The following is a 26,156-nucleotide window of genomic DNA, read 5'->3' as shown; positions in this document are numbered from 1 at the left end:
GTCATGTTCAGAAATAAACGGTGGCCGTGACGGTGGACTGGTAGGTGTCCGGCTTGGGCGCGTTCTGGGCCGGCACCTGCCCGTAGACAGTGAGCGTCTGGACCGCGCCGGTGCCGGTGCCGCCCACGGTGTCGGTGCCCTGGGTGTTGCCCCAGACCGTCGTGCGGCCGGCGTTCTGATAGAGCTGATAGCCGACGGTGGTGCCGGTGTTGCCCGCCGCCGTGCCTGCAAGCCGCCGGTTGGCGACCGTCGAGCCCGTCACCGAGCCGGCATCCAGGCCGACGTTATAGGGCGTGGTATTGGTGCAGGTGACATTGAGCCTGGTTTCCTGGTTCACCGGCGCGCTTAGCAGGCCGGTCGAGGGAAACACGAGCGGGTCGGCCTTGATCGTGCAATTCGCCTGCACGGTCAGGGAAACCGTGAAAGTCGACGTGGCCGTCCCGTTTTGATAAGTCTGGGCCTGGGTTGCGATTGGCAGGGCCGCGCCCAGGGTTGCAGACAGCACCGCGACAAAACCAATGGTTTTCATTGCTTCTTTCTCCTCTGGGCGTGGGTAGCGACCACCTTAGTAGGGATGGGGCGGTCGATTTATTACGGATAATTTCTTTGAGATTCGATTGCTGACCATTGGGGATATGCAGGGAAATTCCAGCAAATACAGGCGGTAAGGCAAAGATGGATGACGTTCTCAAACCACCTATAAGGCGGTATTGAAATTAAATGACACAAATCTATAGGGGTTATACGTAAGGAATCGTCAATTTCCCAGGGCATCGGAGGTGGCTGTGCCATGGGCACGCCACTTGCTGCTGCAGCCCCCATGACATCCACACCGAATCACTCCGACGGCATCGTGGCGGCCTATCCGCGGCGCCTGCAGGCGTCCGAGCACGAAGCGGCCTCCCAGGAAGCGCTGGCCCTGCGCCTGGCAGCGCTGCTCGGCCTGACGTATGTGCCGGATTACCGGCCCAGCCGCCATCGCGGCAGCCCCGCGCCGTATTACGTGCCGGATCGCACCATCACCGGCATGGCGCGCGCCGCCGTGCTCGGCATCAGCAGGGCGGCGGACTTGTACGGCGGCGTGGTGCCCCATGCCTTCGTGGCGACGAAATCCATCAGCCACCAGCTCGCCGGGCCGCAGGCCCGCGCGCCGGCGGGCTGGGTCGCGTCCCTGCCGGCCGCGCTGCGCGCGGTGGTGCTGTCGGGCTATACGGCTTTCTGCCGCGAAGACGCGCTGGTCGCGGGCCGGCTGCTGCTGGCCCGCGGTCCGCTGCGGCTGAAGCCGGCGGACGGAACCGGCGGGCGCGGGCAGCAGGTGGTGCGCGACCTGGATGCGCTGCGCGCCGCGCTGGCCGCGCAGTCGCCGGCGGCGATGGCGCACCTGGGCCTGGTGCTGGAGGAAGACCTGGAAGACGTCGAGACCTACAGCGTGGGCTGGTCGAAGGTGGGCAAGCTGGAGATCTCCTATGTCGGCACCCAGTCGCTGACCCCGTCCAACGACGGCAGCCAGGTGTATGGCGGCTCCGAACTGCGCGTGGTGCGCGGTGGCTTCGACGCCTTGCGCGCGCTGCGCCTGGGCGCGAAAGAGCGCCATGCCATCGACATGGCCTGCCATTACGACACGGCGATTTCCACGGCATATCCGGACCTGATCGCCTCGCGTCGCAATTACGACGTGGCGTTCGGGCGCGGGGCCGACGGGGGCGCGCGCGCCGGCGTGCTGGAACAGTCGTGGCGCGCCGGCGGCGCCAGCATCGCCGAGCTTGCCGCCATGCAGGCGTTCGCACTGTCGCCCGCGCTGTGCGAGGTGCGCGCCGAGACGCGCGAGCGCTACGGCGCCGACGAGCCGGTGCCGATCGCGCAACGGCTGGTGTTCCACGGGCACGACCGGGCGGTCGGCCCGATCAGCAAATCGGGAGGAATCGTGGAGGCGGACGATGGCGACGCATAGCAAACCGTTTGCGCTGGAAGTGGACGACGTCTCGCTGGACGCGACCTTTCTTACCCCGGAGGACAAAGTGCCTGGCGTACTTTTCATCCACGGTTGGGGCGGCAGCCAGGAGTTCGACCTGTCGCGCGCCAAGGGCATCGCCGCGCTGGGCTGCGTCTGCCTGACGTTCGACCTGCGCGGCCATGCCGCCACCCTGCAACGGCAGCGCGAGGTGACGCGCGAAGACAATCTGCGCGACGTGGTGGCGGCCTATGACAGGCTGGCCGCCCATCCCTCCCTGGATTCCGGCTCGGTCGCGGTGGTGGGCAGCAGCTACGGCGGCTATCTGGCGGCCTTGCTGTGCACGCTGCGGCCGGTGCGCTGGCTGGCGCTGCACGTGCCGGCGCTGTACCGCGACGACGAGTGGCTGGTGCCCAAGAATCAGCTCAACCGCGACACGCTGCGCGCCTACCGCAGCGCCTATGTGCCGCCCGAGGAGAACCGCGCGCTGCAGGCGTGCACCGACTTCGCCGGCGACGTGCTGCTGGTGGAGGCCGAGCACGATATCTACATCCCGCATTCCACCATCATGAGCTACCGGGGGGCGTTTCGACGCTCGCATTCCCTGACGCACCGCATCATCGACGGCGCCGACCACGCCCTGACCGAGAAGCCGGCGCAGCGCGCCTACACCTCGATCCTGGTGAACTGGGTGACCGAAATGGTCATGGGCGCGCGCATGGGAGTCGGGCGGGCAGGGTTATGAGCGCGCGCGCAGGACAGGAAGAAGTCATGCCGAGCACCAGCATACCGGCGCGGCGTCCGCGCCCGAAGCGATCGCCGTCCAAGGAACAGGCCGAGCGCGGCGGCGCGCTGTTCAGGGCCTTCGACCGTTTCGCCACGCGCGTGAAGCGATGGACCGCAACGCCGGTGACGTTCGGCCTGGCGCTGATGGCGGTGCTCGCATGGGCGCTGACCGGCCCGGTGTTCGGTTACTCCGAAACCTGGCAACTGGTGATCAATACCGGCACCACCATCGTGACCTTTCTCATGGTGTTCCTGATCCAGCAAAGCCAGAACAAGGACAGCGAGGCGCTGCACCTGAAGCTCGATGAACTGCTGATCGCGCTCAAGGGCGCCGACGAAGGCCTGGTCGACGCCGAGAGCCTGGACGAGGACAAGCTGCTGGCGCTGGCGGCGGCCTGCACGGCGCGCGCCAGGAAGCAACACCGCCAGCGCGCACGCAGCCGGAGGCGGCAATGAACCATCCCAAACCCACCGTGCGCAAGGGACAGTATCCCGGCGCGCTGGCGCGCGAGGCGTTCCGTGAACGCTTCATGCAGCGCTTCTACGATCCGGCTTTCCAGGCCGAAAACGACGCCCTGGAGCGGCTGGAGACCATCGCCTGGCAGGCCTACGAAGCGGGCCGCAAATCGCCCGTGACCGTCAAGGCTGGCCCCGAGTTCGCCGATCCCGATTACGAGCTGGCGGCCGAGTGGAAGCAGACGCGCGACCGGCTGGCCGTCGCCGAAAAAGTGCAGCGCGATCCGGGCACGCCCTCGCGCGTGCTGGTGATCGCCGGCGCGTCGCGCAACGACGGCACCTGTCCGGGCGAAGTCTCCAAGACCTGGCGGCTGGCGCGCATCGTGCTGGACGAGCTGCGCGCCGGCGGCGTGCAGACCGACATGCTGGACCTCAGCCGCCTGGCCTCCGAATACCAGTACCAGATCCATCCGTGCAAGGGCTGTGTTTCGACCGCCATGCCCTTGTGCCACTGGCCCTGCAGCTGTTATCCGAACCATGCGCTGGGGCAGGTCAACGACGCCATGGCCGGCATCTACGAACAATGGGTCGCGGCCCACGCCGTGATCCTGGTGGCGCCCACCTACTGGTATCAATCGCCTTGCCCGCTGAAGCTGATGATCGACCGGCTGGTGTGCGCCGACGGCGGCAACCCCGATCCGACGCTGACCGGCGGCAAGGACCCGCTCAAGGCCAAGGAGGTTGAGCTTGCCGGCTGGCCGTATCCCAAGCACCTGGCCGGCCGCGCCTATGGGCTGGTGGTGCATGGCGACGTGGCCGGCATCGAGGCGCAGCGGCGCGCGCTGAGCGACTGGCTGGACTGGATGGGCCTGATCGACGCCGGCGCGGCCTCGCGGCTGGACCGCTACATCGGCTATTACCGCCCCTATGCCACCAGCCACGACGAGCTGGACCGCGACACGGCCGTGCAGCAGGAGGTGCGCAACGTGGCGCGGGCCGTGCTCAATGTGCTGCCGCGGCTGCGGCGCGGCGAGATGGCCGGGCTGGACCGGGGGATCGAGCAGCCGCGGCCGAAGTGAGCGTCGGCGAGGGCCGGTCCCGGATCGACGGCCGGCACGTCCCAGTCCGGATTCCACGGGTTTTCCCTGATTTGCATACGTATGCAAGCGCTTGAAAGTGGCTGCACTTCATCGACTCACCTACGTTTGCAGGGCAGGAAAAACCATGATCCGGTATCTGAAGCGCGGCCGCACGGCCGCCGTTAAAACCGACCACGACGCCAAGGTGCGCGCCACCGTCGAAGACATCATCCGCGACATCGAGACGCGCGGCGACGCGGCGGTGCGCGACTACAGCCGCAAGTTCGACAACTGGGACCCGCAGGACTTCCGGCTGTCGCGCGCGGAGATCGAAGCCGCCCGCAAGCAGCTGTCGGCGCGCGAGATCGAGGACATCGCGTTCGCGCAGAGCCAGGTGCGCAATTTCGCGCAGATCCAGCGCGATTCCATGCGCGAGGTCGAGGTGGAAACCTATCCCGGCGTGGTGCTGGGCCACCGCCACGTGCCCATGAACGCGGTGGGCTGCTATATCCCGGGCGGCAAGTATCCGCTGCTGGCCTCGGCGCACATGAGCGTGCTGACGGCCAAGGTGGCGGGCGTCAAGCGCATCGTGTCGACGGCGCCGCCTTATCAGGGCAAGCCGCATCCGGCCATCGTGACCGCGATGGACATGGCCGGCGCCGACGAGATCCTGGTGCTGGGCGGCGTGCAGGCGGTGGTGGCGATGGCCGTGGGCACGCCCAGCGTGGCGCCCGTGGACATGCTGGTGGGCCCGGGCAATATGTACGTGGCCGAAGCCAAGCGGCAACTGTACGGCCGGGTCGGCATCGACCTGTTCGCCGGTCCCACGGAAACCCTGGTGATCGCCGACGACAGCGTGGACGGCGAACTGTGCGCCGTCGATCTGCTGGGCCAGGCCGAGCACGGCCCGACCTCGCCCGCGGTGCTGCTGACCAATAGCGAACAGTTGGCGCGCGACACGCTGGCCGAGGTCGAGCGCCAGCTCGCCATCCTGCCGACCGCCGCCATCGCGGCCCAGGCCTGGGCCGATTGCGGCGAGGTCATCGTCTGCGACAGCCTGGAGGAAATGCTGCAGGTGGCCGACGAACTGGCGTTCGAGCACGTGCAGGTCATGACCCGCGATCCCGACTACTTTCTGAACAACATGACGAACTACGGCGCGCTGTTCCTGGGGCCGCGCACCAACGTCAGCTTCGGCGACAAAGTGATCGGCACCAACCACACGCTGCCGACCAACCGCAATGCGCGCTACACGGGCGGGCTGTGGGTGGGCAAGTTCCTCAAGACCTGCACCTACCAGCGCGTGCTGACCGACGCCGCCAGCGCGACCATGGGCGAATATTGCTCGCGCCTGTGCCACATGGAGAACTTCGCCGGCCACGGCGAGCAGGCCAATATCCGCGTGCGCCGCTACGGCGGCCGGCCCGAACTGCCCTGGTACCAGCCGGTGGAGGCCCGGTCATGATCGCGCTGCCCAAGGGACCGGATTTTCGGCTGGACGGGCGCCGCGCGCTGGTGACCGGCGGCTCCGGCGGCATCGGGCTGGCGGCGGCGACGGCGCTGGGCCGCGCCGGCGCGCACGTGACGCTGGCCGCGCGCCGCGCGCCCGAACTGGAACAGGCCTGCGAGGCCTTGCGGGCCGAGGGCGTGCAGTGCGCGGCGCTGGTGCTGGACGTGACGGACTCGGCCGCGGTCGACGCCGCGCTGGCGCAAGGCGCGCCCTTCGACATTCTGGTGAACAACGCCGGGATGAACCGCCCCAAGCCGCTGGTGGAGCAGTCCGACGAGGACATCGACGCGGTGATGGACCTGAACGTGAAGGCGGCTTTCTACGTCTGCCGCGCGGTCGCGCGCCGGCTGCTGCAGGCCGGGCAGGGCGGGTCCATCATCAACGTGTCGTCGCAGATGGGCCACGTGGGCGGCCTGCGCCGCACCCTGTACTGCGCCAGCAAGCATGCGCTCGAAGGCATGACCAAGGCGCTGGCCTGGGAGCTGGGCGCGGCCGGCATCCGCGTCAATACGGTGTGCCCCACCTTCATCGAAACGCCCATGACGGCCGGCATGCTGGCCGACCCGGAATTCCGCGCCTGGGTCTGCGCGCGCAACGCGCTGGGCCGGGTCGGGCAGGTCGAGGAGGTCATGGGCGCCATCGTGTTCCTGGCCAGCGACGCCTCCAGCCTTGTGACCGGCAGCGCGCTGATGCTGGACGCGGGATGGACCGCCGCATGAGGACCACGCCGCGCGCCCAGGACGTGGCGGATCTGGCGGAGGTCTCGCAGTCCGCCGTCAGCCGCACCTTCACGCCCGGCGCCAGCGTGTCGGAGCAGACCCGGCGCAAGGTGCTGGCCGCGGCGCAGAAGCTGGGCTATCGGCCCAACGCGCTGGCCCGCAGCCTGATCACCCGCCGCAGCCGCATCGTGGCGCTGGTGATGAGCTATCTGGAAAACCAGTTCTATCCGCTGGTGATAGAGCGGCTGTCGCAGAAGCTGCAGAAAGAGGGCTACCACGTGCTGATGTTCATCGCCGAGGTGGACGAGGCGGCCGACGGCGTGCTGGCCGAGATCCTGCAATACCAGGTGGACGGCATCGTCATGGCCTCGGCCATGCTGTCGTCCAACGTGGCGCGCAGCTGCGCCGAAGTGGGCGTGCCGGTGGTGCAGTTCAACCGCGTGTCCATCCTGGGCGGGCTGGCGCGCCATGCCAGCAGCTCGGTCACTTCCGACAATTACGAGGGCGGCCGGCTGGTGGCGCAGTTGCTGGCGCAGCGCGGCTACCGGCGCTTCGGCTATCTGGCGGGCCTGGAGGATTCGTCCACCAGCATCGAGCGCGAACGCGGCTACCGCGACGCGCTGGGCGAGCTGGGCCACGCGCTGCACAGCCGCGCGGTGGGCCATTACAACTTCGACCAGGCCCAGGAGGCGGTGCGGCGGATGTTCGAACGCGACGCGCCGGATGCGCTGTTCGCCGGCAACGACCATATGGCGATCGCGGCGCTGGACGTGCTGCGCCTGGAGCTGGGCCTGCGCGTGCCGCAGGACGTGGCCGTGGTGGGCTTCGACGACGTGCCGCAGGCCGCCTGGGGCGCCTACCGCCTGACCACGGTGCGCCAGCAGGTCGAGCCCATGGTCGAGGCCACCGTGAGCCTGCTGCGCGAACAGATGCATTCCGAACTGCGGCCGCGCGACATCGTCGTGCCCTGCACCCTGGTCGAGCGCGGCACCGTCCGCGCCGGCCCCTGAATTTCTTTCATACCGGCAACTCAGCAAGGCGGACGCAGATTCCGTCCAGACATCATCGACAGGAGACTTTCGAATGCGCAGCACCTTCATACGCACCCTGGCCGCCGCCGCGGCGTTCGGTTTGACGGCCACGCTGGCCCACGCCCAGCAGGCCACGGCCGACTGGCCGGCCAAGACCATCCGCTACATCGTGCCGTTCTCGCCGGGCGGGGTGTCCGACGGCGTGGCGCGCCTGATGGCCGAGCAGTTGTCGGCCCGCCTGGGCCAGCCCGTCGTGGTCGAGAACAAGCCGGGCGTCTCCGGCATCATCGGCACCCAGCAGGTGGCGCGCGCCGAGCCGGACGGCTATACGGTGGTCGGCGGCACCATCACCACGCACGCCGTCAACCCGTTCTTCATCAAGTCGCTGGGCTACGACCCGGTCAAGGATTTCACGCCGGTGGCGCTGGTGGGCATGGTCAGCAACGCCCTGGTGGTGCGCGCCGACAGCCCGTTCGACACGGTGCAGCAGGTGATAGACGCGGCGCGCGCGCAGCCGGACGGCCTGACCTACGGCACCGCCGGCGCGGGCACCTCGCAGCATCTGTCGGGCCAGCTGTTCCAATCGATCTCCGGCACGCGGCTGCGCCAGATTGTCTACAAGGGCGGTTCGCAGTCCATGGTGGACCTGATCGGCGGACAGATCGACATGGTGTTCGAAACCGTGGCCGCGGCGCGCCCGATGATCGATTCGAAGCGGGTCAAGGTGCTGGGCGTGACGTCGGCCGCGCCGCTGGCCGACCTGCCGCAGGCCAGGCCGCTGGCCGAGCTGGGGCTGCCGGGATTCCAGATGCAGTCGTGGCAGGGCATCTTCGCGCCGGCCGGCACGCCGGCGCCGGTGGTGGACCGGCTGGCGCGCGAGATCGCGGCCGTGGTCGAAACGCCGGAGGTCCGCGCCAAGCTGCTGATGCTGGGTGTGGCGCCGGACGGCCGCGGCTCGGCCGCGTTCGCGCAGTTCCAGCGCAGCGAAATCGAAAAATGGGGCAAAGTGATCAAGGACGCCGGCATCCAGGCCGATTGATTCCCCAACCGCATCCAGGAGACTGACATGAACGAACCCCGATACCCTCTGGATGGCCGCCTGCCGGCCATGCTGCGCAGCGGCAAGCCCTTGCGCGGCCTGTTCAACGGCCTGCCCAGCCCGGCCATCGTCGAAATGTGCGCGTATGCGGGATTCGATTTCATCATCCTGGACAACGAGCACGGCAGCGCCGATTTCGGGACCACCGAGCACATGCTGCGCGCGGCGCGGGCCGCCGGCATCGTGCCGGTGGTGCGCTGCTTCGAACACGACCTGCCGCGCGTGCTCGACATGGGCGCCAGCGCGGTGCAGGTGCCCATGGTGGAAAGCGCCGCGCAGGCGCGCCGCCTGGCGGACCTGATCCACTATCCGCCGCTGGGCCGGCGCGGCAGCGCCTTCAGCACGCGCGCGGCCGGCTACGGCGCGTTCGGCGGCGCCGGGCATACGCAGCGCAGCAACGAGGGCATAGCCTTCATCGCCATGATCGAAACTCCCGAGGCGATCGCCGCGGCGGCGGAGATCGCGGCGGTCGACGGCGTGGACGCTGTGTTCATCGGCCCCAACGACCTGGCGCACGCGATGGGCCACGGCAGCGACTGGAACGCCGAGCCGGTGCAGCGCGCCATCGAGCAGGGGCTGCGGGCCATCGCGGCGGCCGGCAAGTGCGCCGGCATCATCGCGCTGACGCCGGCCGACGAGGAAAAATACGGGGCGCTCGGCGCGCGCTATTTCGCCAATGTGTCGACCAGCATCATCACGCGCGCGCTGGCGCAGGCCGCCAGCGCCGGGCGCGACGCGGCGTTGCGGTATTGAAGCATTCCGAGTCGTATCGGCCGTCCTTGATGACGCGCAAATCCACGCGATAAAAACATTGTGAAATATTTCACAAAACTTAGACTGGGGTTTTCCCTTGGTTCAACCTTGGAACCCCATGACTGTTTTTCGCATCAATTTCGGCAATCTCTCCATCGGCGCCCGCCTGGCCCTGGGCTTTGGCGCGGTGCTCGCCCTGCTGCTGGCCCTGGCCGGCACGGCGCAGTACAAGCTCGCGCAGATCGAGCGCATCAATCAGGCGATCATCCAGCAGACCTGGGCGGGCGCCAGCGCGGTATCGGTCATCGACGTCACGACGCGCGCCAACGCGCGCGCCAATCTGGAATTGATCGTCGACGCCGATCCGGCCGCTTCTGAAAAGCGCTTTGTCCAGATCGACCAGAACCGCCGCACCATAGACCAGGCGCTGGCCGCGTTGCGGCCCTTGTACGCGTCGGCGCAGGACAGCGCGCGGCTGCGCGCGCTGGAAGAGGTGCGCGGGCGCTACGTGCGGTCGTTCCAGGCGGTGGGCGCGCAATTGAAGAATGGCGAGCGCGATGCGGCCCGGCAGCGGTTGCTGGAAGAAACGCTGCCCCTGCTCGACAGCCTGCAGAACCACATCGTCGAACTGTCGCGGCTGCAGGCCGCCGAGATGCGGCAGGCCGGCGAGGCCAGCCAGGAGATCACGCGGCAGGCGGAGCGGCTGAACCTGGCCCTGGCGGGCATCGCGCTGGCGTTGGGCGCGCTTTTCGCATGGCGGGTCGCGCGGTCCGTCACGCGGCCGCTGGCGCGCGCCGTCAAGGCGGCCGAGTCGGTGGCGGGCGGCGACCTGAGCCAGCGCATCGAAGCGGGCGCGGGCGACGAAACCGGACGCCTGCTGCACGCGCTGCAGGACATGCAGGACAGACTGGCCGGCGCCGTGCGCGCCATCCGCGGCGGGGCGGAAACCATCTCCAGCGCCTCGGGCCAGATCGCGGCGGGCAATGCCGACCTGTCCAGCCGCACCGAGGAGCAGGCGGCTTCGCTGGAAGAGACCGCCGCATCGATGGAGGAGCTGGCCTCGACCGTCAAGCAGAACGCCGACAACGCCAGCCAGGCCGACCGCCTCGCGGCCGGCGCCTGCGCCATCGCCGAGCGCGGCGGCAGCGCCGTGTCGGCGGTGGTCGGCACCATGCAAGAGATTTCCGCCAGTTCGCGCAAGATCTCCGAGATCGTGTCGGTGATCGACGCGATCGCGTTCCAGACCAACATCCTGGCGCTCAACGCCGCGGTCGAGGCCGCGCGCGCGGGCGAGCAGGGCAAGGGCTTCGCGGTGGTGGCGGGCGAGGTGCGTTCGCTGGCGCAGCGCAGCGCGCAGGCCGCGCGCGAAGTCAAGGCGCTGATCGAGGATTCCGCCGGCAAGGTCGCCGACGGCTCGCGCCAGGCGCAGGAGGCCGGCGCCACGATGCAGGAAGTGGTGGCTTCGGTGCAGCGCGTGACCGACATCATGGGAGAGATCGCGGCGGCTTCGCGCGAACAGGCCAGCGGCATCGAGCAGGTGAACCGCGCCGTCGCGCAGATGGACGAAGTCACGCAGCAGAACGCCGCGCTGGTCGAGCAGGCCGCGGCGGCGGCCGGGTCGATGCAGGACCAGGCGCGCGAACTGGTGGGCGCGGTGGGCGTGTTCCGGCTGACGGACGACGCCGGCCGCGGCCAGGAAGACGCGCCGGCGCGGCTGCGAGCCAGGTTGTTGCCGGCCTAGGCGGGCGGCCGCGGGCGCGCTAGAAACGCGGATTCTTGCCGAACGGGACCTCGTCGTCCGTCGGTTTTTCGAAGGTGGCGGTATCGCCGTTGAGGTCGGCGACGTGGATCTGCGCGAGCCGCGTCGCCTCTTCGATCGCGATCTGCGCGGACGGAAAGCGCTCGTCGATGGCGATCCGCTCTTCGGCGGCCGCGCCGGGCGGCGGAATCAGCATGTAGCCTATGCTCCAGGCGCCGTCCTGGTTGACCGGATGTTCGATCTGGAAATCCCACTTTGCTTGTTCCATGGTGCCTCCTGTCGACGTTTTTCATGCTACTGCGGTCGATGTGGCCCTTAAAAGCAGCAAGGCCGGCGCCACGGCGCCGGCCTTGCGGATGATCGCGCCGTGGCCTAGCCGCGTCTTGCGGTCAGCCACTGCTGCGAGGGCAGCGGCTCGGCGGCGATGCGGATTTCACCGATGCTGCCGAAGAAGCCGTCGCAGCGTTCGCCGTCCCAGGAGCCGGCGCCCACCACCCACGGCATGGCGGCCGACACCGGGGCCAGGCCGGTGGCGTTGCCGGAGTTGCGCAGCGCCGGCGCGCCTTCGATGTACATGATGCTTTCCTTCGCGGCCGGGTCGGCCACCACGGCGATGTGCACCCAGCTGTCGGCCATGATCTCGCCGGACCAGCTGGCCTGCGGGGCGCGCACGCCCGCCTGCGGCGTGACCACTTCCCACTGGATTTCGCGCAGGCTGGAGACCGCGAACAGCAGCGGCGGCGATTCGCCATCGCCGCCGGAGAAGCCCGGCACCGCGTCGCGCCGGCCGTCGCGGGTCATGATGTTCATCCATGCGTGCAGGTCGGAACGCCAGTTCTTGTCGATCTTCACGAACGCTTCGACCGTGTAGCCGGTGGCGGCGAAGTCCATGGCGTTGAGCGGCGCGGCGGCGTCGGTCAGGAAGTAGCTCAGGCGCTGGGCGTTCTTGTCGGTGTTGGCGAATTGCACCGAGCCGGGGGCGGCGGACAGGAAGTGCTTGTCGTCGCTCCAGCGCACGTCTTCGAGCTGCGCCGTGCGCACGCCGGGTTCGGCGTTCAGGGCCGCGCGCCGCAGCGGGTTCTGGCCGGCGCGGTCCTCGATGACCTGGCCGGCCGCCACGGCCTGTCCGGCCGCGCCGCCGGTGAAGCGCCAGTGCGCCACGGTGCTGGCCACCTTGGGATAGTCCTCGGGATCGGCCGGGGCGCGGGCGACCTCGACCTCGGGCTCGGTGTAGCCGGCCAGTATCATCGCGCTGGCGGCCTCCACCAGCGAGCCGCGCAGCTGCGCGCCGGGCTTGAACTGCTTGTTGAATCCGGAGAAGCGGGCGGCGAAGTCCATCTCGATGGTGAACTGCTCGTTGGCCGTCTTCAGCACGGCCTGGTCGAACTGCGTCAGGGTGTCGCGCGGCTTCTGCACCACCCACGGCGAGAACGACAGCACGTGGATTTGGTTGTGGGTCAGGTCGAATTCATACAGGCGCATCAGGCCGTTGCCGCCCTGGTAGGCCATCTGGTAGTCGACCACCATGATTTCGACTTTGTTGCCGAAATCGTTGACGCGGGTCTGGTGCGCCGCGCCGTGATGGTGGCCGTTGAGCGTCATGAAGATCTGGTCGTTGTCGCGGATCAGGCGCTCCCACAGCATGTTGCCGTAGGCCGTCTCCAGCGGGCTGACGCCGTCGCGGTCGATGTTCAGCAACTGATGGTTGACCAGGATGACGGGCAGGCCGGGATTTTCCTGGATGACGCGGCGCGCCCACGCGATGCCGTCGTCCGAGATGCGCCACGACAGCGACAGCACCATGAACTGCTGCCCCTCGGCTTCGAACACGTGGTATTCGTGGAAGCCGCTGGCGTCGCGGCCGCGGAAGGTGCTCATGCGCTTGGCGCGGGCGGGGTTGAACCATTGCAGATAGGGCTCGTCGGCCAGCACGCGCTGGGCTTCGGTGCCGCTGGCCTGGCTGGAGGCGTCCACGTATTCCAGCGAACGGAGCACGTCGTGGTTGCCGGCCAGCACCGAGTACGGAACCTTGGCCGTTTCCAGCACCCGCATGGCCTGGTCGGCCACTTTCCACTGGTCGGGCTTGCCGGCCTGGTCCACCACGTCGCCCAGATGGGTCACGAAGGGAATGTTCAGCGCGGCCGCGTTGGCGGCGATCCAGTAGGTCTGCGCCATGTAGGGTTCGCTGCCGAACTTGCGGCTGTACTGGCTGCTTTCCGCCAGCGTGGCGTAGCGGGCGTAGAACTGGGTGTCGGGCAGCACCGCCAGCGCGAAGCGCGAACCCTGGGTGGCGTCGGGGCCGGGTTCGGGCTGGGGCTGCGGCGTTTCGCCGCCGCTCTCGCCGCCGCCGGCGGCGGAATCGTCATCGTCGTCGTCGCCGCCGCAAGCGGTCAGCAGTCCCGCGCCGGGGATCAGCGCCGCGGCCAGGCCGCCGCGGAGGAAGTTGCGGCGCGTGGGCGCCGGCAGGCCGGTTTCGTCATCGAAGGTGGACATCGCAAATCCTGAGTGCACGTGAAAGGCCGCATTTATATTCGTGCGGAGTGACGCGCCAATGACAGGATTTGTCCTAGATAACGATGAGGCTCCGGCTTCAGCCCAGGTGCTCGACGTTGCCGCAGACCGATATGCTCTGGCCGCTGATCATCGCGCCTTCGTCCGAGCACAGAAAGGCCACCTGGTTCGCGATGTCCTCGGGACGGGTCATGCGCCGCAGCGATACGCCGGACAGCAGCTGCGCGCGCATCTCGTCGTTGCTGACGCCGCCGGCGGCGGCGCGCGCGGCGATGATGCGTTCGACCCGTTCGCCCGCCACCACGCCGGGCAGCACCGAATTGACGCGGATGTTGGACGGGCCGAGCTCCATGGCCCAGGTCTGGGTCAGGCCGGCCAGCCCGAACTTGCTGGCGCTGTAGGGCGTGCGCAGCGAAAATCCAAGACGGCCGGCCACCGAAGAGATGTTGACGATGGAGCCGCCGCCGGCCGCGCGCAGCATCGGCACCGCGCTGCGCGCGCACAGGAAGGTGCCGGTCAGATTCACGTCCAGCGTGTTGCGCCAGGCCTCCAGCGTGGTGTCTTCGAGCCGGCTGGTGGGGCCGGAGACGCCGGCGTTGTTGACCAGCACGTCGAGCCCGTCCCACTTGTCCTTCAGCACGCCGAACAGGGCCTGGACCTGCGCTTCGGAAGACACGTCCGTCACGCTCATGCCCAGCCCAGGATGGCCGTCGGCGGCGGCGCGGCAGGCGGCCTCGTCCACGTCGCAGGCGTGCACCTCGGCGCCGGCCTGCAGGAACCGGCGCGCGATCGCCAGCCCGATGCCGTTCGCGCCTGCGGTGACCAGGACGCGCTTGCCCTTGAGCGATGCATTCATGGTGGGGGTCTCCGTCATGCCGCGAACTCGGGCCGCACGCCGCCGGCGCGCGGCAGTCCCATGATCTCCCGCGCTTCGGCGGGCGTGGCCGGCTCCATGTCGAGTTCGCGGATGATGCGCACGATTCTCTCGGTCAGCTGTACGTTGGTGGCCAGCTCGCCGTGGCGGTAGTACAGGTTGTCTTCCAGCCCGACCCGCGCATGGCCGCCCAGCAGCAGCGCGCTGATGTTGGCCTCCAGCTGCGAGGGGCCGATGCCGCTGACGCAGAACACGCTGTTTTTGGGCAGCAGGTCCACCATCATCTGCAGGTGGCGCGGCGAGAACGGCATGGCGTTCTGGAAGTTGCGGTGCACGTTCATGACCAGGTTGATGAAAGGCGGGCCGTCGTCCAGGCCTTCGCCGATCAGCGTGGCGGCGTCCTGGATGATGTGCGTGGGGCTGAAAACCTCCCATTCCGGCTTGATGCCGCGCGCCTTCATGCCGGCGGCCAGTTCGCGCGCACGGCTCAGCGGCGTGTTCATCAGGTACTCGCGGCCGTCGAAGGCCAGGTTCAGCGTGGTGGCGTCCAGCGTGCACATTTCCGCGCCCGCGTCCATGCCCTTGAGCCGCTCCTCCCAGAGGATCTCCCAGGTGCCGGGCGTGGTCTCCCTGACCATGTCGCCGTGCACGCCGCCGCCGGTGGAGTTGTTCAGCACGATATCGCAGCGGTCGCGGATGAGCCGGTTCATCTCGCGGTAGATCGAGGCGTCGCAGGTGGCCTGGTCGTCGGGCCGGCGGGCGTGCAGGGCCGCCACGCTGGCGCCGGCGTTGTAGCAGCGGTAGACGTCCTCGGCGATTTCGCGGGGCTGGGTGGGAAGATGGGGATTCTGGCTCTTGAACGCCATGCCGCCGGTCGGGGCGATGGTCACGATCACTTTGCGTTTTGCCATGGCGTGCTCGCTATTTCCACAGGGCGCAGCGGCTTTCCGACTGCTTGGTGAAGGCTTCGTTGCCGTCGATGGTGCGGACGACCTTGAAATAGTCCCAGGGTTCCTTGGACTGTTCCGGCGTCTTGACCTGCAACAGATACATGTCGTGCACGACACGGCCGTCGGGCCGCACCACGCCGTTCTTGATATACATGTCGTTCAGCTTGTTCGCGCGCAGGTGGGCAAGCACCTTGTCCGCGTCGTCGGTGCCGGTGGCCTTGACCGCGCGCAGGTACTGCAGCGCGGCCGAGTAGTCGGCCGCCTGCAGCGAGGAGGGCATGGCCTGCTGGCGCTTGTAGAACTCCCGGCCCCAGGCGCGGGCGTCGTCCGAGGCGTTCCAGTACCAGCTGTCGGTCAGGTACATGCCCTGGGCGGTGGGCAGGCCCATGGCGTGGACGTCGTTGATGAACATCATCATGCCGGCGAGTTTCATCGTCTGGGTGACGCCGAATTCGTTGGCCGCCTTGATCGCGTTGATGGTGTCGGCGCCGGCGTTGGCCAGGGCCAGGATTTCGGCCTTGCTGCTTTGCGCCTGCAGCAGGAACGAGGAGAAGTCGGCCGACGACAGCGGATGCTTGACCGCGCCCAGTACGGTGCCGCCGCCGGCCTCGATCACGGTGGTGGTATCGGCCTGCAGCGCGTGGCCGAAGGCGTAGTCCGCAGTCAGGAAGTACCAGGACTTGCCGCCGGCCTTGACCACCGCGCCGCCGGTGCCGCGCGCCTGGGCGACCGTGTCGTAGGCGTAGTTCAGGGTGTAGGGCGTGCACTGCTCGTTGGTCAGCGCGGGCGAGCCCGCTCCCACCACGATGATGGGCTTTTTCTTGTCGGCGGCGACCTTGGACATGGCCAGCGCCGTGCTGGAATTCGTGCCGCCTATCAGCATGTCCAGGCCGCGCTGGTCGAACCATTCGCGCGCCTTGGCCGAGGCGATGTCGGGCTTGTTCTGGTGGTCGGCCACCAGCAGCTCTATTTTCTTGCCGTCGATCGCGCCGCCCATTTCCTCTATGGCCATCCTGATGGCCTGGGCGCCGCCGGGGCCGTCCGGGCCCGAATACACGCCGGAAAGATCGGTGATGAAGCCGATGCGGATGACGTCATCCGAGAACTGCGCCTGCGCGCCGCCGGGCGCGGCCAGCAGGAGGGCGCCGCAGGCGGCTGCGGCGGACATCGCGTGCGACATTGACAACATTCATGTCTCCTCTTATGTTTTTTGGCCGATGAGCATTCTTATTCTGTGGTCGGACCCGCCGCGCGGACAGTCACCATGGTGACAAAGAAGCCTAGGGTTTACCTGGGCGGGCGCCACAGCCTGATGAGGAAACAATGGGCATGGCGTCTGCGGACAAGAGGGACCAGCCGTTGCGCGCCGGGCCACGTCAGGCGCAGGCGGCGGTGGACAGGATGCTGGAGGTGGTGCCCTGGTATAACGGCCTGCCGCCGGCCGAGCGCCAGGAGATCCGCGCCGCGCTGCGCGTGGTGTCGCTAAGGAAGGGCGAATACCTGTTTCGCGCGGGTTCGCGCTCGCCGGGCTGGTACGGCGTGGTGGACGGCCTGGTGAAGTGGTCGTCCAGCGGCGCGCAGGGAAAGACGCTGTCGCTGGCTGGCTTCAGCACCGGAAGCTGGTTCGGCGAGGCCACCATGATCCGCGGCGCGCGCTTCGAGTACGAAGTGATGGCCTTGCGGCCGAGCCGCGTGGTGGTGCTGCCGCGCGACCTGTGCGAACGGCTGTGGAAGCAGAACATCGCGTTCACCCAGGCGCTGATGCTGCATCTGGCGCAGCGCGTGGACTGGCTGATGGCCAGCTATTGCGGCAATGTGCTGCTGGACGTGGACACGATGGTGGCGCGCGCGGTGGCGGCGCAGCTCGCGGCGGAATCGCACTCGGACACCGGCGGGCGCCTGAAGATCTCGCAGGAAGAAATCGCCAGCCTGTGCGGCGTGTCGCGCCAGCGCTGCAACGCCGCCCTGACGCGCCTGGCGCGCGCCGGCGTGCTGCAGACGCGTTACGGCGGGCTGACCATCCTGGACCGCGACGCGCTGCATCATTACGCGCAGATCGGACGCGGAGACGGGCCGGAAAATCTGCCGTAACCTGTTCACATGACCGATTCAGATGCTACGCGGGCGGTTTCGCCGTCCAATCGCTACGACAAGATGGAGTGGGCGGGCGCCTTCGGCGACCTGGGCACCCTGATTCCGTTCATCGCGGCCTATATCGGTGTGCTGGGCATGGACCCGTTCGGCATTCTGTTCGCCTTCGGGGTGTCGATGCTGGCTTGCGGCCTGTATTACCGCACGCCCATTCCGGTGCAGCCCATGAAGGCCATCGGCGCCGCGGCCTCGATCCAGGCGGTGCAGACGGCGGTGGTCACGCCGGGCGCGGTGCAGGTGGCCGCGCTGGTGACCGGGCTGGTGTGGCTGGCGCTGGCGCTCAGCGGCGTCATGCGCCACGTGGCGCGCTGGGTGCCGGCCACGGTGGTCTACGCGATCCTGCTGGGGCTGGGCGTGGGCTTCATGCTGCAGGGCGTGAAGATGATGCACGGCGACCTGCTGGTGGCCCTGGCCGCGGGGGCGATGACGCTGGCGCTGCTGCGCAGCCGGCGCATGCCCGCCATGTTCTGTCTGCTGCTGTTCGGCGCGGTGCTGGGGCTGTGGCGCCAGCCCGAGCTGCTGGACCGCCTGCTGGCGACGCCGCCGGCCCTGCGCCTGCCGCAATGGACGCTGTCGGAGGTGGGCTGGGATCAGGTGTTCGTGGCCATCGTGCTGCTGGTCCTGCCGCAGATTCCGCTGACGCTGGGCAACGCCATCCTGGCCATCAGCCACGAGAACAACCGGCTTTTTCCCGAACGCCCGGTGTCCGAGGGCACGATGGCTTTTTCCACGGGGCTGATGAACCTGTTTTCCGGCCTGAGCGGCGGCGTGCCGATGTGCCACGGCGCCGGTGGCATGGCCGGCCACGTCGCGTTCGGCGCGCGCACCGGCGGCTCGGTGGTGATACTGGGCGGGCTGCTGCTGACGCTGGCGCTGTTTTTCAGCGGCGCGGTGGCGACGCTGTTCGAGCTGTTTCCGCCGGCGGTGCTGGGGGTGCTGCTGTTCATCACCGGCCTGCAGCTGGCGGTGGGCAACGGCGCGCTGCCCGAGGCGCGCGAGGAACGCGCCGTGGTGCTGGCCGGCGCCGCCGTCTGCATCTGGAACGTGGCCGCCGGCTTTGTGCTGGGCTGTGCGCTGCACTACGCGGTGCGGCGCGGCTGGCTGCGCCTGTAGACGGACGCCAGCCGCTATACTGGCGCCATGACCGCAAGGCCGCTCGCTCAGCGGCCGGAACTCGTGAGTACGATGATAAATAAAAGCCAAATCACTGGGTTGATCCTGGCCGGCGGACGAGGCAGCCGCATGGGAGGCGTGGACAAGGGCTTGCAGAATTTCCAGGGCATCCCCCTGGCCATGCACGCCTTGCTGCGCCTGGGGCCGCAGGTCGGCGAGATCATGATCAACGCGAACCGCAACCTGGCGGCCTACGAATCGCTGGGCGCGCCGGTATGGCCCGACGCCAGCGCCGATTTCGCCGGGCCGCTGGCGGGCTTCGCCGCCGGGCTGGAGCGCTGCGAAACCGAATACCTGGTCACCGTGCCCTGCGATTCGCCGCTGTTTCCGCCGGACATGGTGGAGCGGCTGGCGGCCGGGCTCGAGCACGCCGGGGCCGACATCGCCATGGTGGCCACGCGCGAGGGCGGAGCGGTCCGCGCGCAGCCGGTGTTCTGCCTGCTCAAGACCTCGCTGCTGGGCAGCCTGCTGGCGTTTCTCGATAGCGGCCAGCGCAAGATCGACGTCTGGACCGCCAGCCATGTCTGTGTCGAGGTGCTGTTCGAGGACGCGCATGCGTTCGCCGGCGCCAACACCCTAACCGAACTGCAGCAGCTTCAATCATGAGCACCGATCGTCCCGCGACCCTCGCGGCCATCGCTTCCTGTGTCGATGGCTATGACCCGAACGCCCTGCCCATCGGGCAGGCGCGCGAATTCATCGACCGGCTGGTGCCGCGCCTGAGCGCCACCGAGGTGCTGCCGCTGCGCGCCGCGCTGGGCCGCACGCTGGCCGCCGACATCATCTCCGACATCGACGTGCCGGCGCACGACAACTCCGCCATGGACGGCTACGCGCTGCGCGGCGCCGACCTGCGCGCCGACGGCGACACCGTGCTGCGCATCGCCGGCAGCGGACGCGCGGGCGAGAATTTCACGGGCCAGGCCGGGCCGGGCGAATGCGTGCGCATCATGACCGGCGCGGTGATGCCCGCCGGGCTGGACACCGTGGTGCCGCAGGAATTCGTGCAGGTGCAAGACGGCGCCATCGCCGTGCCCGCGGGCATGCTGCGCGCCGGCGACAACCGCCGCCTGGCCGGCGAGGACCTGGCGCGCGGCGAGCCGGCGCTGGCGGCAGGGCGCATATTGCGGCCCGCCGACATCGGCATGCTGGCCTCGCTGGGCCGCGGCGAGGTGGCCGTGCGCCGCCGCGTGCGCGTGGCGTTCTTTTCCACGGGCAGCGAACTGCGCTCCGTCGGCCAGCCGCTGGACGAAGGCTGCGTCTACGACAGCAACCGCTACACGCTGTGGTGCATGCTGCAGCGCCTGGGCGTGGAAGTGCTGGACATGGGCGTGGTGCGCGACGACGAGGCCTCGCTCGAAGCCGCCTTCGCCGCCGCGGCCGCCAACGCGGACGTGGTCATCACGTCCGGCGGCGTGAGCGTGGGCGAGGCCGACTACACCAAGAAAGTCATGGCGCGCCTGGGCGACGTGCTGTTCTGGCGCATCGCCATGCGGCCGGGGCGGCCGCTGGCCATCGGCCGCATCGGGCAGGCGATCCTGTTCGGCCTGCCGGGCAATCCGGTGGCCGTGATGGTCACTTTCTACGCCCTGGTGCGCGACGCGATCCTGGCCATGGGCGGGGCCGCGCCGCAGGCCCTGCCGCTGCTGCGCTGCGTGACGCCCAAGGCCATCCGCAAAAAGCCCGGCCGCACCGAATACCAGCGCGCCATCGTCACGCGCGCCGAGGACGGCGGCTGGCAGGCGCACATCACCGGTTCGCAGGGCTCGGGCATTCTGCGCAGCATGAGCCAGGCCAACGGTCTGCTGGTGCTGGGGCACGAGCAGGGCGACATCGCCGCGGGCGCCTACGTGGACGTGCTGCCTTTCGACGGCTTGATCTGAGGCGCCGCATGACCCGAGTGATAGGTTTCGCCGGATGGAGCGGCGCGGGCAAGACCCAGCTGCTCACGCGCCTGATTCCCGTGCTGAAGGCGCGCGGCCTGAGTGTGTCCACGCTCAAGCATGCCCATCACGCCTTCGATATCGACCACCCGGGCAAGGACTCCTACCAGCATCGCGAGGCGGGCGCCTGCGAGGTGCTGGTGGCGTCTTCGACGCGCTGGGCGCTGATGCACGAATTGCGCGGAGCGCCCGAGCCGGGGCTGGGCGAGCTTCTGGGCCATATGCGCGCGGTGGACCTGGTGCTGGTCGAGGGCTTCAAGCGCAGCCCGCACCTGAAGATCGAAGTGCACCGGGCCGCCAACGCCAAGCCCTGGCTGTATCCGGACGACCCCAGCATCGGCGCCATCGCCAGCGATGCGCCGCCGCCTGCCGAAACCGGCTTGCCCTGGGTCGGCCTGGACGACTACGAAGCCGTGGCCGACCTGGTCCAGGCGCATGCCTGGCCCCTGGAAAAGGTGCTGGCGGCCACCGCCGGCGCCTATTGATTTGCGTTGGGGAAGAACAGCTGCTGGCCGTTGATCTTGTAGCTGGCGATGGTGTCCTGGCCGGCCTTGGAGGTGACCCAGTCGGCGAACTTCTGGGCTGCCGCCGCCTTCACGTGCGCATGTCTGGCCGGGTTCACCACCATCACGCCGTACTGGTTGAAGAGCCGTTTGTCGCCCTCGACCAGCACCTTGAGGTCGCCGGGGTTCTTGAAGCTGAGCCAGGTGCCGCGGTCGGACAGCACATAGGCGTTCATCGACGAGGCCATGTTCAGGGCCGGGCCCATGCCGCAGCCGCATTCCTTGTAGCCGCCGCCCTTGTCGTCCAGGCCGGCCTGTTTCCAGTAGCGCAGCTCGGCCGCGTGCGTGCCGCTCTTGTCGCCGCGTGAGATAAAGGGCGCGTTGGCGGCCGCCAGCTTGCCGAGCGCGGCGACGATGTCCTTGCCCCTGGCGCCCGCCGGGTCCGGCGCGGGGCCGATCAGCACGAAGTCGTTGTACATCACCGGATAGCGCTTGGCCGCGTAGCCGTCGGCCACGAATTTCTCTTCGGCCGCCTGGTCGTGCACGAACACCACGTCGGCGTCGCCGCGGCGCGCGGTGTCCAGGGCCTGGCCGGTGCCTTGCGCCACCACCTTGACGTCGATGCCGCTGGCCGCCTTGAACGCCGGCAGCAGCTGCCCGAACAGGCCCGACTGTTCGGTCGAGGTGGTCGAGGCCATGGTGATGGTCTCGGCCCGCACGGGAAGCACGGCGAGCGCGGCCGCCAGGCCGGTGAGGGCGACGCCGCGGCGCAAGGGAGTAAGCGGATTCATAGGATGCGTTCTCCTTTGAGGAACAGGCTTGCGGTTTCGGGCAGGGGGCCGTTGAAGAAATCGTGCACGGGTAGGTCGACGAGCACCCGGCCGTGGTCCAGGTAGATGACGCGGTCGGCCAGGCGCTGCACCTGGCCCAGGTTGTGGCTGGCGAAGATCATGGTGGCTGCTTTTCCGGTAGCCGATTCGCCGGCGCTGAACCGCTGCATCAGGTTCTCGACCTCGCGCTTGGAGTGCGGGTCCAGGCTGGCGGTGGGTTCGTCCAGCAGCAGGGCTTCGGGGGCTTGCGCCCAGGCGCGCGCCAGCGCCAGGCGCTGTTTCTGCCCGCCGGACAGGCTGCGCGCGTTGCGCTCGGCCAGCTCGCTCATCTCGACCTGGCGCAGCGCCTGGGCGGCGCGCTCGCGCGCCTGGCCCCAGCGCGTGCCGCGCAGCCACAGCCCGAGCGCGACGTTGTTCAGGGCCGAGGCGCGCAGCATGTAGGGGTGCTGGAACAGCATGGCCTGGCGCGTCGTGGGCAGGCAGCGCGCGCTTCCGGCGCTGGGGCGGGCCAGGCCGTGCAGCACGCGCAGCAGCGTGCTCTTGCCGCTGCCGTTGGCTCCAACCAGCGCCACGCGTTCGCCGGCGGCGATGCTCAGGCGCACGCCGCGCAGGGCCTGCACGGCGCCGTAGCGCAGGTCCACGCCGTCCAGTTCGAACAGCGCGTTCATAGCGCCTCGCGCGCCAGCGCGGCGGCGACGCCGGCGTCGCGCTGCTCGTGCCAGCGCCGCGCCATGGCGCCCAGGACGTTGAGCGCGAGCACCACGGCCAGCAGCACCAGGCCCAGCGCCATCGCCATCGGCAGGTCGCCCTTGCTGGTTTCCAGCGCGATGGCGGTGGTCATGACGCGGGTATAGCCGTCGATATTGCCGCCCACCACCATGACCGCGCCGACCTCGGAGATCGCGCGCCCGAAGGCCGCGATCACGATGGTGACCAGGGCGAAGCGTTCGTCCCACAGCAGCAGCAGGCCGCGCAGCAGCGGCGGCGCGCCCAGCGAACGCAGCTGTTCGCCGTGGTCGGCTTCGGCGTCGCCCACGGTCTGGCGCACCAGCGCGGTGACGAAGGGCAGCACGAGTATGGTCTGGGCCAGCACCATGGCCTTGAAGGAAAACAGCCAGCCCAGGAAACCCAGCGGGCCGGAGTGCGACAGCAGCAGGTAGACGATCAGGCCGACCACCACCGAGGGCAGGGCCAGCGAGGTGTTGAGCAGGGTCAGCACGGCCGGCTTGGCGCGGAAGTTCACCACGCTCAGCCACGCGCCGGCGGCCATGCCCAGCGTACAGGCAAGGATACAGGCCGTCACGCTGACGGCGAGCGAGCGCCCGACGATGGCCAGCAGCGTAGCGTCGAGCGAAACGATGAGCCGCAGCGCAGTCTGCACGCTCTCCGTAAGAGTATTCATGCGTGTTGTCCCTGTCTCCCCGGACGAGGGTATCGCATGCCCAGGCGGCGAGCCATATGAAGGGAATTGCATAGCGCCGCACGCGGCTTTGCGCTACGCTTTCCTGCAACCCGTTCCCGGGTTTTCGAGGCAGTTTTAAGGCATACTACGCCGCCGTGCACAGCATAGAACTCACCTATCTGCTGGGCGCCCAAGGCGCGCAACCAGCCCAGATCCGCAACGCCCTCATGGACCTGTTGTTCGCGGTGCGCGAGCACGGGTCGATCTCGGCCGCGGCCAAGGCCCTGGGCCTGTCGTACCGTCATGTCTGGGGCGAACTGAAGCGCTGGGAGCAGACGCTGGGCCGCACCCTCATCGTCTGGGACAAGGGCCAGCCCGCGCGCCTGAACGAATTCGGCGAAAAGCTGCTGTGGGCCGAGCGCCAGGCGCAGGCCAGGCTGGCGCCGCAGATCAGCGCGCTGCGCGCCGAGCTGGAGCGCACCTTCGCGGTGGCTTTCGACAACGCCGCCCACGTGGTGCCGCTGTACGCCAGCCACGACGACGCGCTGGCGGCGCTGCAGGAATACGCGGTCGCCTCGGCCAAGCTGCACCTGGACGTGCGCTACGCCGGCAGCCTGGACGCGATCAGCGCGCTCAACGAAGGGCGCTGCGTGATGGCCGGCTTCCATGCCCGGCAGCAGCCGCCGCCCGGCTCGCGCAGCGAGCGGGCCTACAAGCCGCTGCTGCGGCCGGGGCTGCACAAGATCATCGGTTTCGCCCAGCGCGACCAGGGCCTGATCGTGGCGCGCGGCAATCCGCGCCGGCTGCACGGCGTCGCGGACCTGGCGCAGCCGGGCCTGCGCTACGTGAACCGGGCGCTGGGCACGGGCACCCGGGTGCTGTTCGACGAGCTGCTCGAAGAGGCCGGAATAGACCCCCGCGCCGTCGACGGCTACCAGCGCACCGAGCCTTCGCACAAGGCGGTGGCGCATGCGGTGGCCTCGGGCAGCGCCGACGCCGGCCTGGGCATCGCCTCGGCTGCCGTGCGCGAACGGCTGGATTTCGTGCCGCTGGTGCGGGAGAACTATTTCCTGGTGTGCCTGAAGTCCACGCTGGAGCAGCCGTCCACGCTGGCCTTGATGGCAATCCTGCGCAGCGCGCAGTGGCAGGCGCTGCTGGCGGGAATGCCGGGGTATACGCCTACGGATAGCGGGCAGGTGTTGTCGCTGCGGCGGAGCCTGCCTTGGTGGGATTTCGGGGGGAAGCCGAAGCGGCGGTGATTTGGTGGGGGGGTGTGATGGGTTTCGCGCGCTCGGCGGTTGATTTCCTATGTCGAGTATCTCGCGCTGCACCCATCCTACGAGTCGATGGCCGTAGGATGGGTGCAGCGCGAGATCTCTTGTGCAAGAACCCGAATCTCGAGCGCGCGAAACCCATCACACAACGCCGACCCGCTCCCCCGCCAATTCCGGCTGCAACCGCAGCCGCTCCGGCGCCGTATAGCAGATGAAGCGCTTGTTGATCGCCCGTCCGATCGCGCACAGCCCCAGCTGCTGGGCGATTTCATAACCCATCTGGGTGATGCCGCTGCGCGAGACCACGATGGGCACGCCCATCTGCGCGGACTTCATCACCATTTCGCTCGTCAGCCGCCCGGTGGTGTAGAACACCTTGTCGGCGCCGTCCTGGCCCTGCGCGCCCTGCAGCCACATCCAGCCGGCGATGGTGTCGATGGCGTTGTGGCGGCCGACGTCCTCGACGAACATCAGCATGTCGGCGCCGCGAAACAGCGCGCAGCCATGCACCGAGCCGGCCGATTTGTAGGTGGTCTCCTGCAGCCGGATGGCGTTGAGCAGGCCGTAGAGCTCGTCCTGGCCCAGGCGCGCCTCGGGCGCCAGGCGGATGCTGTCGATCTCTTCCATCAGGTCGCCGAACACGCTGCCCTGGCCGCAGCCGGTGGTGACCACGCGCTTTTTGGTGCGGGCCTCGATGTCGGCGATGCCGTTGCGGGTTTCGACGGCGGCCGCGTTGACCTCCCAGTCCACGGTCACGCTGACGACTTCGTCCAGCCCGCGCACCAGGCGCTGGTTGCGCAGGTAGCCCAGCACCAGCAGCTCGGGCAGGGCGCCCAGCGTCATCAGGGTGACGATTTCGCGGCGGTCCACGTAGACGGTCAGCGGCCGTTCGGCCGGGATCGACAGCGCCTCGCGCCGGCCGTGTTCGTCTATCACCCACACCTCGCGGGTCAGCGGGGCGCGGGCGGCGGTCATGCGGGGCAACGGCGCGGTCATCGGTACGGAATCAAGGCTTGGGCTTGCTGTCGGCGGCGGGCGTGGCGGTGCTGGGCGGCTGGGTGGCCGTGCCGGCGGGCGAATGCGCGCCGGAGGTCTCGCGCGGTTTTTCCTCGGGGCGCACGTAGGCGAAAGGCCCCGGGTCCTGGCAGCCGGCGGTGGCCACGGGCGGACGCGGAGTCTTGCCGGCGGCCTTGGCCTGCGCGTAATACGCGGCGGCCACACGGTCCTGCGCCTGGCAAAGCCGGTAGGCGTCCATCTTGGCCGACCAGGCGGCCTTGGCCGCGGTCTCGTCGGCGCGGGCCTTGGCCTCGGCGCTGGGCGGAGGCAGCTTGGCGTAGGCCGCCGGCACGGCGGCCAGCGCGATCAGTATTGCGGCGAGCTTTTTCATGCGGGCTCCTGGTGG

27 protein-coding genes are annotated in these 26,156 nt (G+C 68.9%); 16 read left to right on the top strand and 11 right to left on the bottom strand.

Features of this window, described 5'->3' with window-relative positions:
* Positions 1-7: 7 nt before the first annotated feature.
* Positions 8-529, bottom strand: a complete 522-nt coding sequence (locus A6B37_RS11295; protein ID WP_111825785.1) for a spore coat U domain-containing protein — start codon at positions 527-529, stop codon at positions 8-10.
* Between the two features lie 291 nt (positions 530-820).
* On the opposite strand from A6B37_RS11295, the gene A6B37_RS11290 reads away from it, so the two are divergent.
* From A6B37_RS11290 to A6B37_RS11245, 10 genes are all read left to right on the top strand, one after another.
* A complete protein-coding gene (locus A6B37_RS11290; RefSeq protein ID WP_111825784.1) occupies positions 821-1,951 on the top strand; it encodes a DUF3182 family protein in 1,131 nt (376 codons plus the stop codon).
* A complete protein-coding gene (locus A6B37_RS11285; protein WP_111825783.1) occupies positions 1,938-2,696 on the top strand; it encodes an alpha/beta hydrolase in 759 nt (252 codons plus the stop codon). Before A6B37_RS11290 ends, A6B37_RS11285 begins: the two co-directional genes overlap by 14 nt.
* A 26-nt stretch (positions 2,697-2,722) precedes the next feature.
* Positions 2,723-3,193: a low affinity iron permease family protein gene (locus A6B37_RS11280; RefSeq protein ID WP_102773899.1), complete on the top strand. Its 471-nt coding sequence runs from the start codon at positions 2,723-2,725 to the stop codon at positions 3,191-3,193.
* On the top strand, positions 3,190-4,272 hold the full coding sequence (locus tag A6B37_RS11275) for a flavodoxin family protein (protein ID WP_111825782.1): 1,083 nt from the start codon (positions 3,190-3,192) through the stop codon (positions 4,270-4,272). The genes A6B37_RS11280 and A6B37_RS11275 overlap by 4 nt, the downstream gene beginning before the upstream one ends.
* Positions 4,273-4,417: 145 nt before the next feature.
* A complete protein-coding gene (hisD, locus tag A6B37_RS11270; protein WP_111825781.1) occupies positions 4,418-5,737 on the top strand; it encodes a histidinol dehydrogenase in 1,320 nt (439 codons plus the stop codon).
* Complete coding sequence (locus tag A6B37_RS11265; protein WP_111825780.1) at positions 5,734-6,501, top strand: SDR family oxidoreductase; 768 nt, start codon at positions 5,734-5,736, stop codon at positions 6,499-6,501. Before hisD ends, A6B37_RS11265 begins: the two co-directional genes overlap by 4 nt.
* Positions 6,498-7,511 carry a LacI family DNA-binding transcriptional regulator gene (locus A6B37_RS11260; protein WP_102774163.1) on the top strand — a complete coding sequence of 338 codons (1,014 nt, stop codon included), beginning with the start codon at positions 6,498-6,500 and terminating at the stop codon, positions 7,509-7,511. The genes A6B37_RS11265 and A6B37_RS11260 overlap by 4 nt, the downstream gene beginning before the upstream one ends.
* 73 nt (positions 7,512-7,584) lie before the next feature.
* Positions 7,585-8,571: a tripartite tricarboxylate transporter substrate binding protein gene (locus A6B37_RS11255; RefSeq protein ID WP_111825779.1), complete on the top strand. Its 987-nt coding sequence runs from the start codon at positions 7,585-7,587 to the stop codon at positions 8,569-8,571.
* A gap of 27 nt (positions 8,572-8,598) precedes the next feature.
* Positions 8,599-9,384: an aldolase/citrate lyase family protein gene (locus A6B37_RS11250; RefSeq protein ID WP_102773894.1), complete on the top strand. Its 786-nt coding sequence runs from the start codon at positions 8,599-8,601 to the stop codon at positions 9,382-9,384.
* Positions 9,385-9,502: 118 nt separating this feature from the next.
* Positions 9,503-11,125 carry a methyl-accepting chemotaxis protein gene (locus tag A6B37_RS11245; protein WP_111825778.1) on the top strand — a complete coding sequence of 541 codons (1,623 nt, stop codon included), beginning with the start codon at positions 9,503-9,505 and terminating at the stop codon, positions 11,123-11,125.
* 19 nt (positions 11,126-11,144) lie between these two features.
* Here A6B37_RS11245 and A6B37_RS11240 read toward each other — a convergent pair whose 3' ends face one another.
* From A6B37_RS11240 to A6B37_RS11220, 5 genes are all read right to left on the bottom strand, one after another.
* A complete protein-coding gene (locus A6B37_RS11240; protein ID WP_102773892.1) occupies positions 11,145-11,411 on the bottom strand; it encodes a hypothetical protein in 267 nt (88 codons plus the stop codon).
* A gap of 104 nt (positions 11,412-11,515) precedes the next feature.
* The gene (locus tag A6B37_RS11235; protein WP_111825777.1) at positions 11,516-13,636 is read right to left on the bottom strand and encodes a LamG-like jellyroll fold domain-containing protein; all 2,121 of its coding nucleotides are present in this window, start codon (positions 13,634-13,636) and stop codon (positions 11,516-11,518) included.
* A gap of 97 nt (positions 13,637-13,733) precedes the next feature.
* Entirely contained in the window at positions 13,734-14,510 is a 777-nt protein-coding gene (locus A6B37_RS11230; RefSeq protein ID WP_102773890.1) for an SDR family oxidoreductase, read from the bottom strand.
* A 14-nt stretch (positions 14,511-14,524) separates the two neighbouring features.
* The gene (locus A6B37_RS11225; protein WP_102773889.1) at positions 14,525-15,439 is read right to left on the bottom strand and encodes a 3-keto-5-aminohexanoate cleavage protein; all 915 of its coding nucleotides are present in this window, start codon (positions 15,437-15,439) and stop codon (positions 14,525-14,527) included.
* A 10-nt stretch (positions 15,440-15,449) separates the two neighbouring features.
* A complete protein-coding gene (locus A6B37_RS11220) occupies positions 15,450-16,646 on the bottom strand; it encodes an ABC transporter substrate-binding protein (protein ID WP_246842484.1) in 1,197 nt (398 codons plus the stop codon).
* A gap of 161 nt (positions 16,647-16,807) precedes the next feature.
* Here A6B37_RS11220 and A6B37_RS11215 point away from each other — a divergent pair, with 161 nt between their 5' ends.
* The 5 genes from A6B37_RS11215 (at position 16,808) to mobB (ending at position 21,230) form a co-directional block, all read left to right on the top strand.
* On the top strand, positions 16,808-17,569 hold the full coding sequence (locus A6B37_RS11215) for a Crp/Fnr family transcriptional regulator (RefSeq protein WP_246842451.1): 762 nt from the start codon (positions 16,808-16,810) through the stop codon (positions 17,567-17,569).
* 9 nt (positions 17,570-17,578) lie between these two features.
* On the top strand, positions 17,579-18,742 hold the full coding sequence (locus A6B37_RS11210; RefSeq protein WP_246842450.1) for a putative sulfate/molybdate transporter: 1,164 nt from the start codon (positions 17,579-17,581) through the stop codon (positions 18,740-18,742).
* A 72-nt stretch (positions 18,743-18,814) separates the two neighbouring features.
* Positions 18,815-19,408, top strand: a complete 594-nt coding sequence (gene mobA, locus A6B37_RS11205) for a molybdenum cofactor guanylyltransferase MobA (protein ID WP_111825774.1) — start codon at positions 18,815-18,817, stop codon at positions 19,406-19,408.
* Positions 19,405-20,685, top strand: coding sequence for a gephyrin-like molybdotransferase Glp (gene glp / locus A6B37_RS11200; protein ID WP_102773887.1), 1,281 nt, complete (start codon positions 19,405-19,407; stop codon positions 20,683-20,685). The genes mobA and glp overlap by 4 nt, the downstream gene beginning before the upstream one ends.
* Before the next feature lie 8 nt (positions 20,686-20,693).
* Positions 20,694-21,230: a molybdopterin-guanine dinucleotide biosynthesis protein B gene (gene mobB / locus A6B37_RS11195; RefSeq protein ID WP_102773886.1), complete on the top strand. Its 537-nt coding sequence runs from the start codon at positions 20,694-20,696 to the stop codon at positions 21,228-21,230.
* Here the strand turns inward: mobB and A6B37_RS11190 are convergent.
* The 3 genes from A6B37_RS11190 to A6B37_RS11180 are packed head-to-tail and all read right to left on the bottom strand — an operon-like array spanning position 21,224 to position 23,480.
* The gene (locus A6B37_RS11190) at positions 21,224-22,039 is read right to left on the bottom strand and encodes a substrate-binding domain-containing protein (protein WP_111825773.1); all 816 of its coding nucleotides are present in this window, start codon (positions 22,037-22,039) and stop codon (positions 21,224-21,226) included. The two genes, mobB and A6B37_RS11190, sit on opposite strands and share 7 nt — an antisense overlap.
* Positions 22,036-22,746, bottom strand: a complete 711-nt coding sequence (locus A6B37_RS11185; protein WP_111825772.1) for a phosphate ABC transporter ATP-binding protein — start codon at positions 22,744-22,746, stop codon at positions 22,036-22,038. Before A6B37_RS11185 ends, A6B37_RS11190 begins: the two co-directional genes overlap by 4 nt.
* Positions 22,743-23,480 carry an ABC transporter permease gene (locus tag A6B37_RS11180; RefSeq protein WP_111825771.1) on the bottom strand — a complete coding sequence of 246 codons (738 nt, stop codon included), beginning with the start codon at positions 23,478-23,480 and terminating at the stop codon, positions 22,743-22,745. The genes A6B37_RS11185 and A6B37_RS11180 overlap by 4 nt, the downstream gene beginning before the upstream one ends.
* 155 nt (positions 23,481-23,635) lie before the next feature.
* On the opposite strand from A6B37_RS11180, the gene A6B37_RS11175 reads away from it, so the two are divergent.
* Positions 23,636-24,739 (top strand): substrate-binding domain-containing protein, encoded by a 1,104-nt coding sequence (locus A6B37_RS11175; RefSeq protein ID WP_111825770.1) that lies wholly within the window; start codon positions 23,636-23,638, stop codon positions 24,737-24,739.
* Positions 24,740-24,895: 156 nt separating this feature from the next.
* Here the strand turns inward: A6B37_RS11175 and A6B37_RS11170 are convergent, their stop codons facing one another.
* Together A6B37_RS11170 and A6B37_RS11165 are read right to left on the bottom strand one after the other, a co-directional pair.
* Positions 24,896-25,729, bottom strand: coding sequence for a formate dehydrogenase accessory sulfurtransferase FdhD (locus tag A6B37_RS11170; RefSeq protein ID WP_246842449.1), 834 nt, complete (start codon positions 25,727-25,729; stop codon positions 24,896-24,898).
* A 31-nt stretch (positions 25,730-25,760) separates the two neighbouring features.
* A complete protein-coding gene (locus A6B37_RS11165; protein ID WP_111825768.1) occupies positions 25,761-26,141 on the bottom strand; it encodes a hypothetical protein in 381 nt (126 codons plus the stop codon).
* Positions 26,142-26,156: the final 15 nt, after the last annotated feature.

The organism is Achromobacter sp. HZ01 (assembly GCF_003267925.1).
GTDB classification, from domain to species: domain Bacteria; phylum Pseudomonadota; class Gammaproteobacteria; order Burkholderiales; family Burkholderiaceae_B; genus Achromobacter; species Achromobacter pulmonis_A.
The sequence above is the reverse complement of the archived record's forward strand: the minus strand, read 5'-3'. Positions and strand labels throughout refer to the sequence as shown.

What these genes read in the sequence shown, in the direction of transcription:
- A6B37_RS11255 (WP_111825779.1), top strand. Translation starts at nt 7,585, where the DNA reads ATGCGCAGCACCTTCATACGCACCCTGGCCGCCGCCGCGGCGTTCGGT.
- A6B37_RS11225 (WP_102773889.1), bottom strand. Translation starts at nt 15,439, where the DNA reads ATGGCAAAACGCAAAGTGATCGTGACCATCGCCCCGACCGGCGGCATG.
- A6B37_RS11245 (WP_111825778.1), top strand. Translation starts at nt 9,503, where the DNA reads ATGACTGTTTTTCGCATCAATTTCGGCAATCTCTCCATCGGCGCCCGC.
- mobA (WP_111825774.1), top strand. Translation starts at nt 18,815, where the DNA reads ATGATAAATAAAAGCCAAATCACTGGGTTGATCCTGGCCGGCGGACGA.
- mobB (WP_102773886.1), top strand. Translation starts at nt 20,694, where the DNA reads ATGACCCGAGTGATAGGTTTCGCCGGATGGAGCGGCGCGGGCAAGACC.
- A6B37_RS11260 (WP_102774163.1), top strand. Translation starts at nt 6,498, where the DNA reads ATGAGGACCACGCCGCGCGCCCAGGACGTGGCGGATCTGGCGGAGGTC.
- A6B37_RS11235 (WP_111825777.1), bottom strand. Translation starts at nt 13,636, where the DNA reads ATGTCCACCTTCGATGACGAAACCGGCCTGCCGGCGCCCACGCGCCGC.
- A6B37_RS11295 (WP_111825785.1), bottom strand. Translation starts at nt 529, where the DNA reads ATGAAAACCATTGGTTTTGTCGCGGTGCTGTCTGCAACCCTGGGCGCG.
- A6B37_RS11215 (WP_246842451.1), top strand. Translation starts at nt 16,808, where the DNA reads ATGGCGTCTGCGGACAAGAGGGACCAGCCGTTGCGCGCCGGGCCACGT.
- A6B37_RS11220 (WP_246842484.1), bottom strand. Translation starts at nt 16,646, where the DNA reads ATGTCCGCCGCAGCCGCCTGCGGCGCCCTCCTGCTGGCCGCGCCCGGC.
- A6B37_RS11170 (WP_246842449.1), bottom strand. Translation starts at nt 25,729, where the DNA reads ATGACCGCCGCCCGCGCCCCGCTGACCCGCGAGGTGTGGGTGATAGAC.
- A6B37_RS11265 (WP_111825780.1), top strand. Translation starts at nt 5,734, where the DNA reads ATGATCGCGCTGCCCAAGGGACCGGATTTTCGGCTGGACGGGCGCCGC.
- A6B37_RS11185 (WP_111825772.1), bottom strand. Translation starts at nt 22,746, where the DNA reads ATGAACGCGCTGTTCGAACTGGACGGCGTGGACCTGCGCTACGGCGCC.
- glp (WP_102773887.1), top strand. Translation starts at nt 19,405, where the DNA reads ATGAGCACCGATCGTCCCGCGACCCTCGCGGCCATCGCTTCCTGTGTC.
- A6B37_RS11280 (WP_102773899.1), top strand. Translation starts at nt 2,723, where the DNA reads ATGCCGAGCACCAGCATACCGGCGCGGCGTCCGCGCCCGAAGCGATCG.
- A6B37_RS11250 (WP_102773894.1), top strand. Translation starts at nt 8,599, where the DNA reads ATGAACGAACCCCGATACCCTCTGGATGGCCGCCTGCCGGCCATGCTG.
- A6B37_RS11210 (WP_246842450.1), top strand. Translation starts at nt 17,579, where the DNA reads ATGACCGATTCAGATGCTACGCGGGCGGTTTCGCCGTCCAATCGCTAC.
- hisD (WP_111825781.1), top strand. Translation starts at nt 4,418, where the DNA reads ATGATCCGGTATCTGAAGCGCGGCCGCACGGCCGCCGTTAAAACCGAC.
- A6B37_RS11230 (WP_102773890.1), bottom strand. Translation starts at nt 14,510, where the DNA reads ATGAATGCATCGCTCAAGGGCAAGCGCGTCCTGGTCACCGCAGGCGCG.
- A6B37_RS11165 (WP_111825768.1), bottom strand. Translation starts at nt 26,141, where the DNA reads ATGAAAAAGCTCGCCGCAATACTGATCGCGCTGGCCGCCGTGCCGGCG.
- A6B37_RS11240 (WP_102773892.1), bottom strand. Translation starts at nt 11,411, where the DNA reads ATGGAACAAGCAAAGTGGGATTTCCAGATCGAACATCCGGTCAACCAG.
- A6B37_RS11285 (WP_111825783.1), top strand. Translation starts at nt 1,938, where the DNA reads ATGGCGACGCATAGCAAACCGTTTGCGCTGGAAGTGGACGACGTCTCG.
- A6B37_RS11190 (WP_111825773.1), bottom strand. Translation starts at nt 22,039, where the DNA reads ATGAATCCGCTTACTCCCTTGCGCCGCGGCGTCGCCCTCACCGGCCTG.
- A6B37_RS11275 (WP_111825782.1), top strand. Translation starts at nt 3,190, where the DNA reads ATGAACCATCCCAAACCCACCGTGCGCAAGGGACAGTATCCCGGCGCG.
- A6B37_RS11180 (WP_111825771.1), bottom strand. Translation starts at nt 23,480, where the DNA reads ATGAATACTCTTACGGAGAGCGTGCAGACTGCGCTGCGGCTCATCGTT.
- A6B37_RS11290 (WP_111825784.1), top strand. Translation starts at nt 821, where the DNA reads ATGACATCCACACCGAATCACTCCGACGGCATCGTGGCGGCCTATCCG.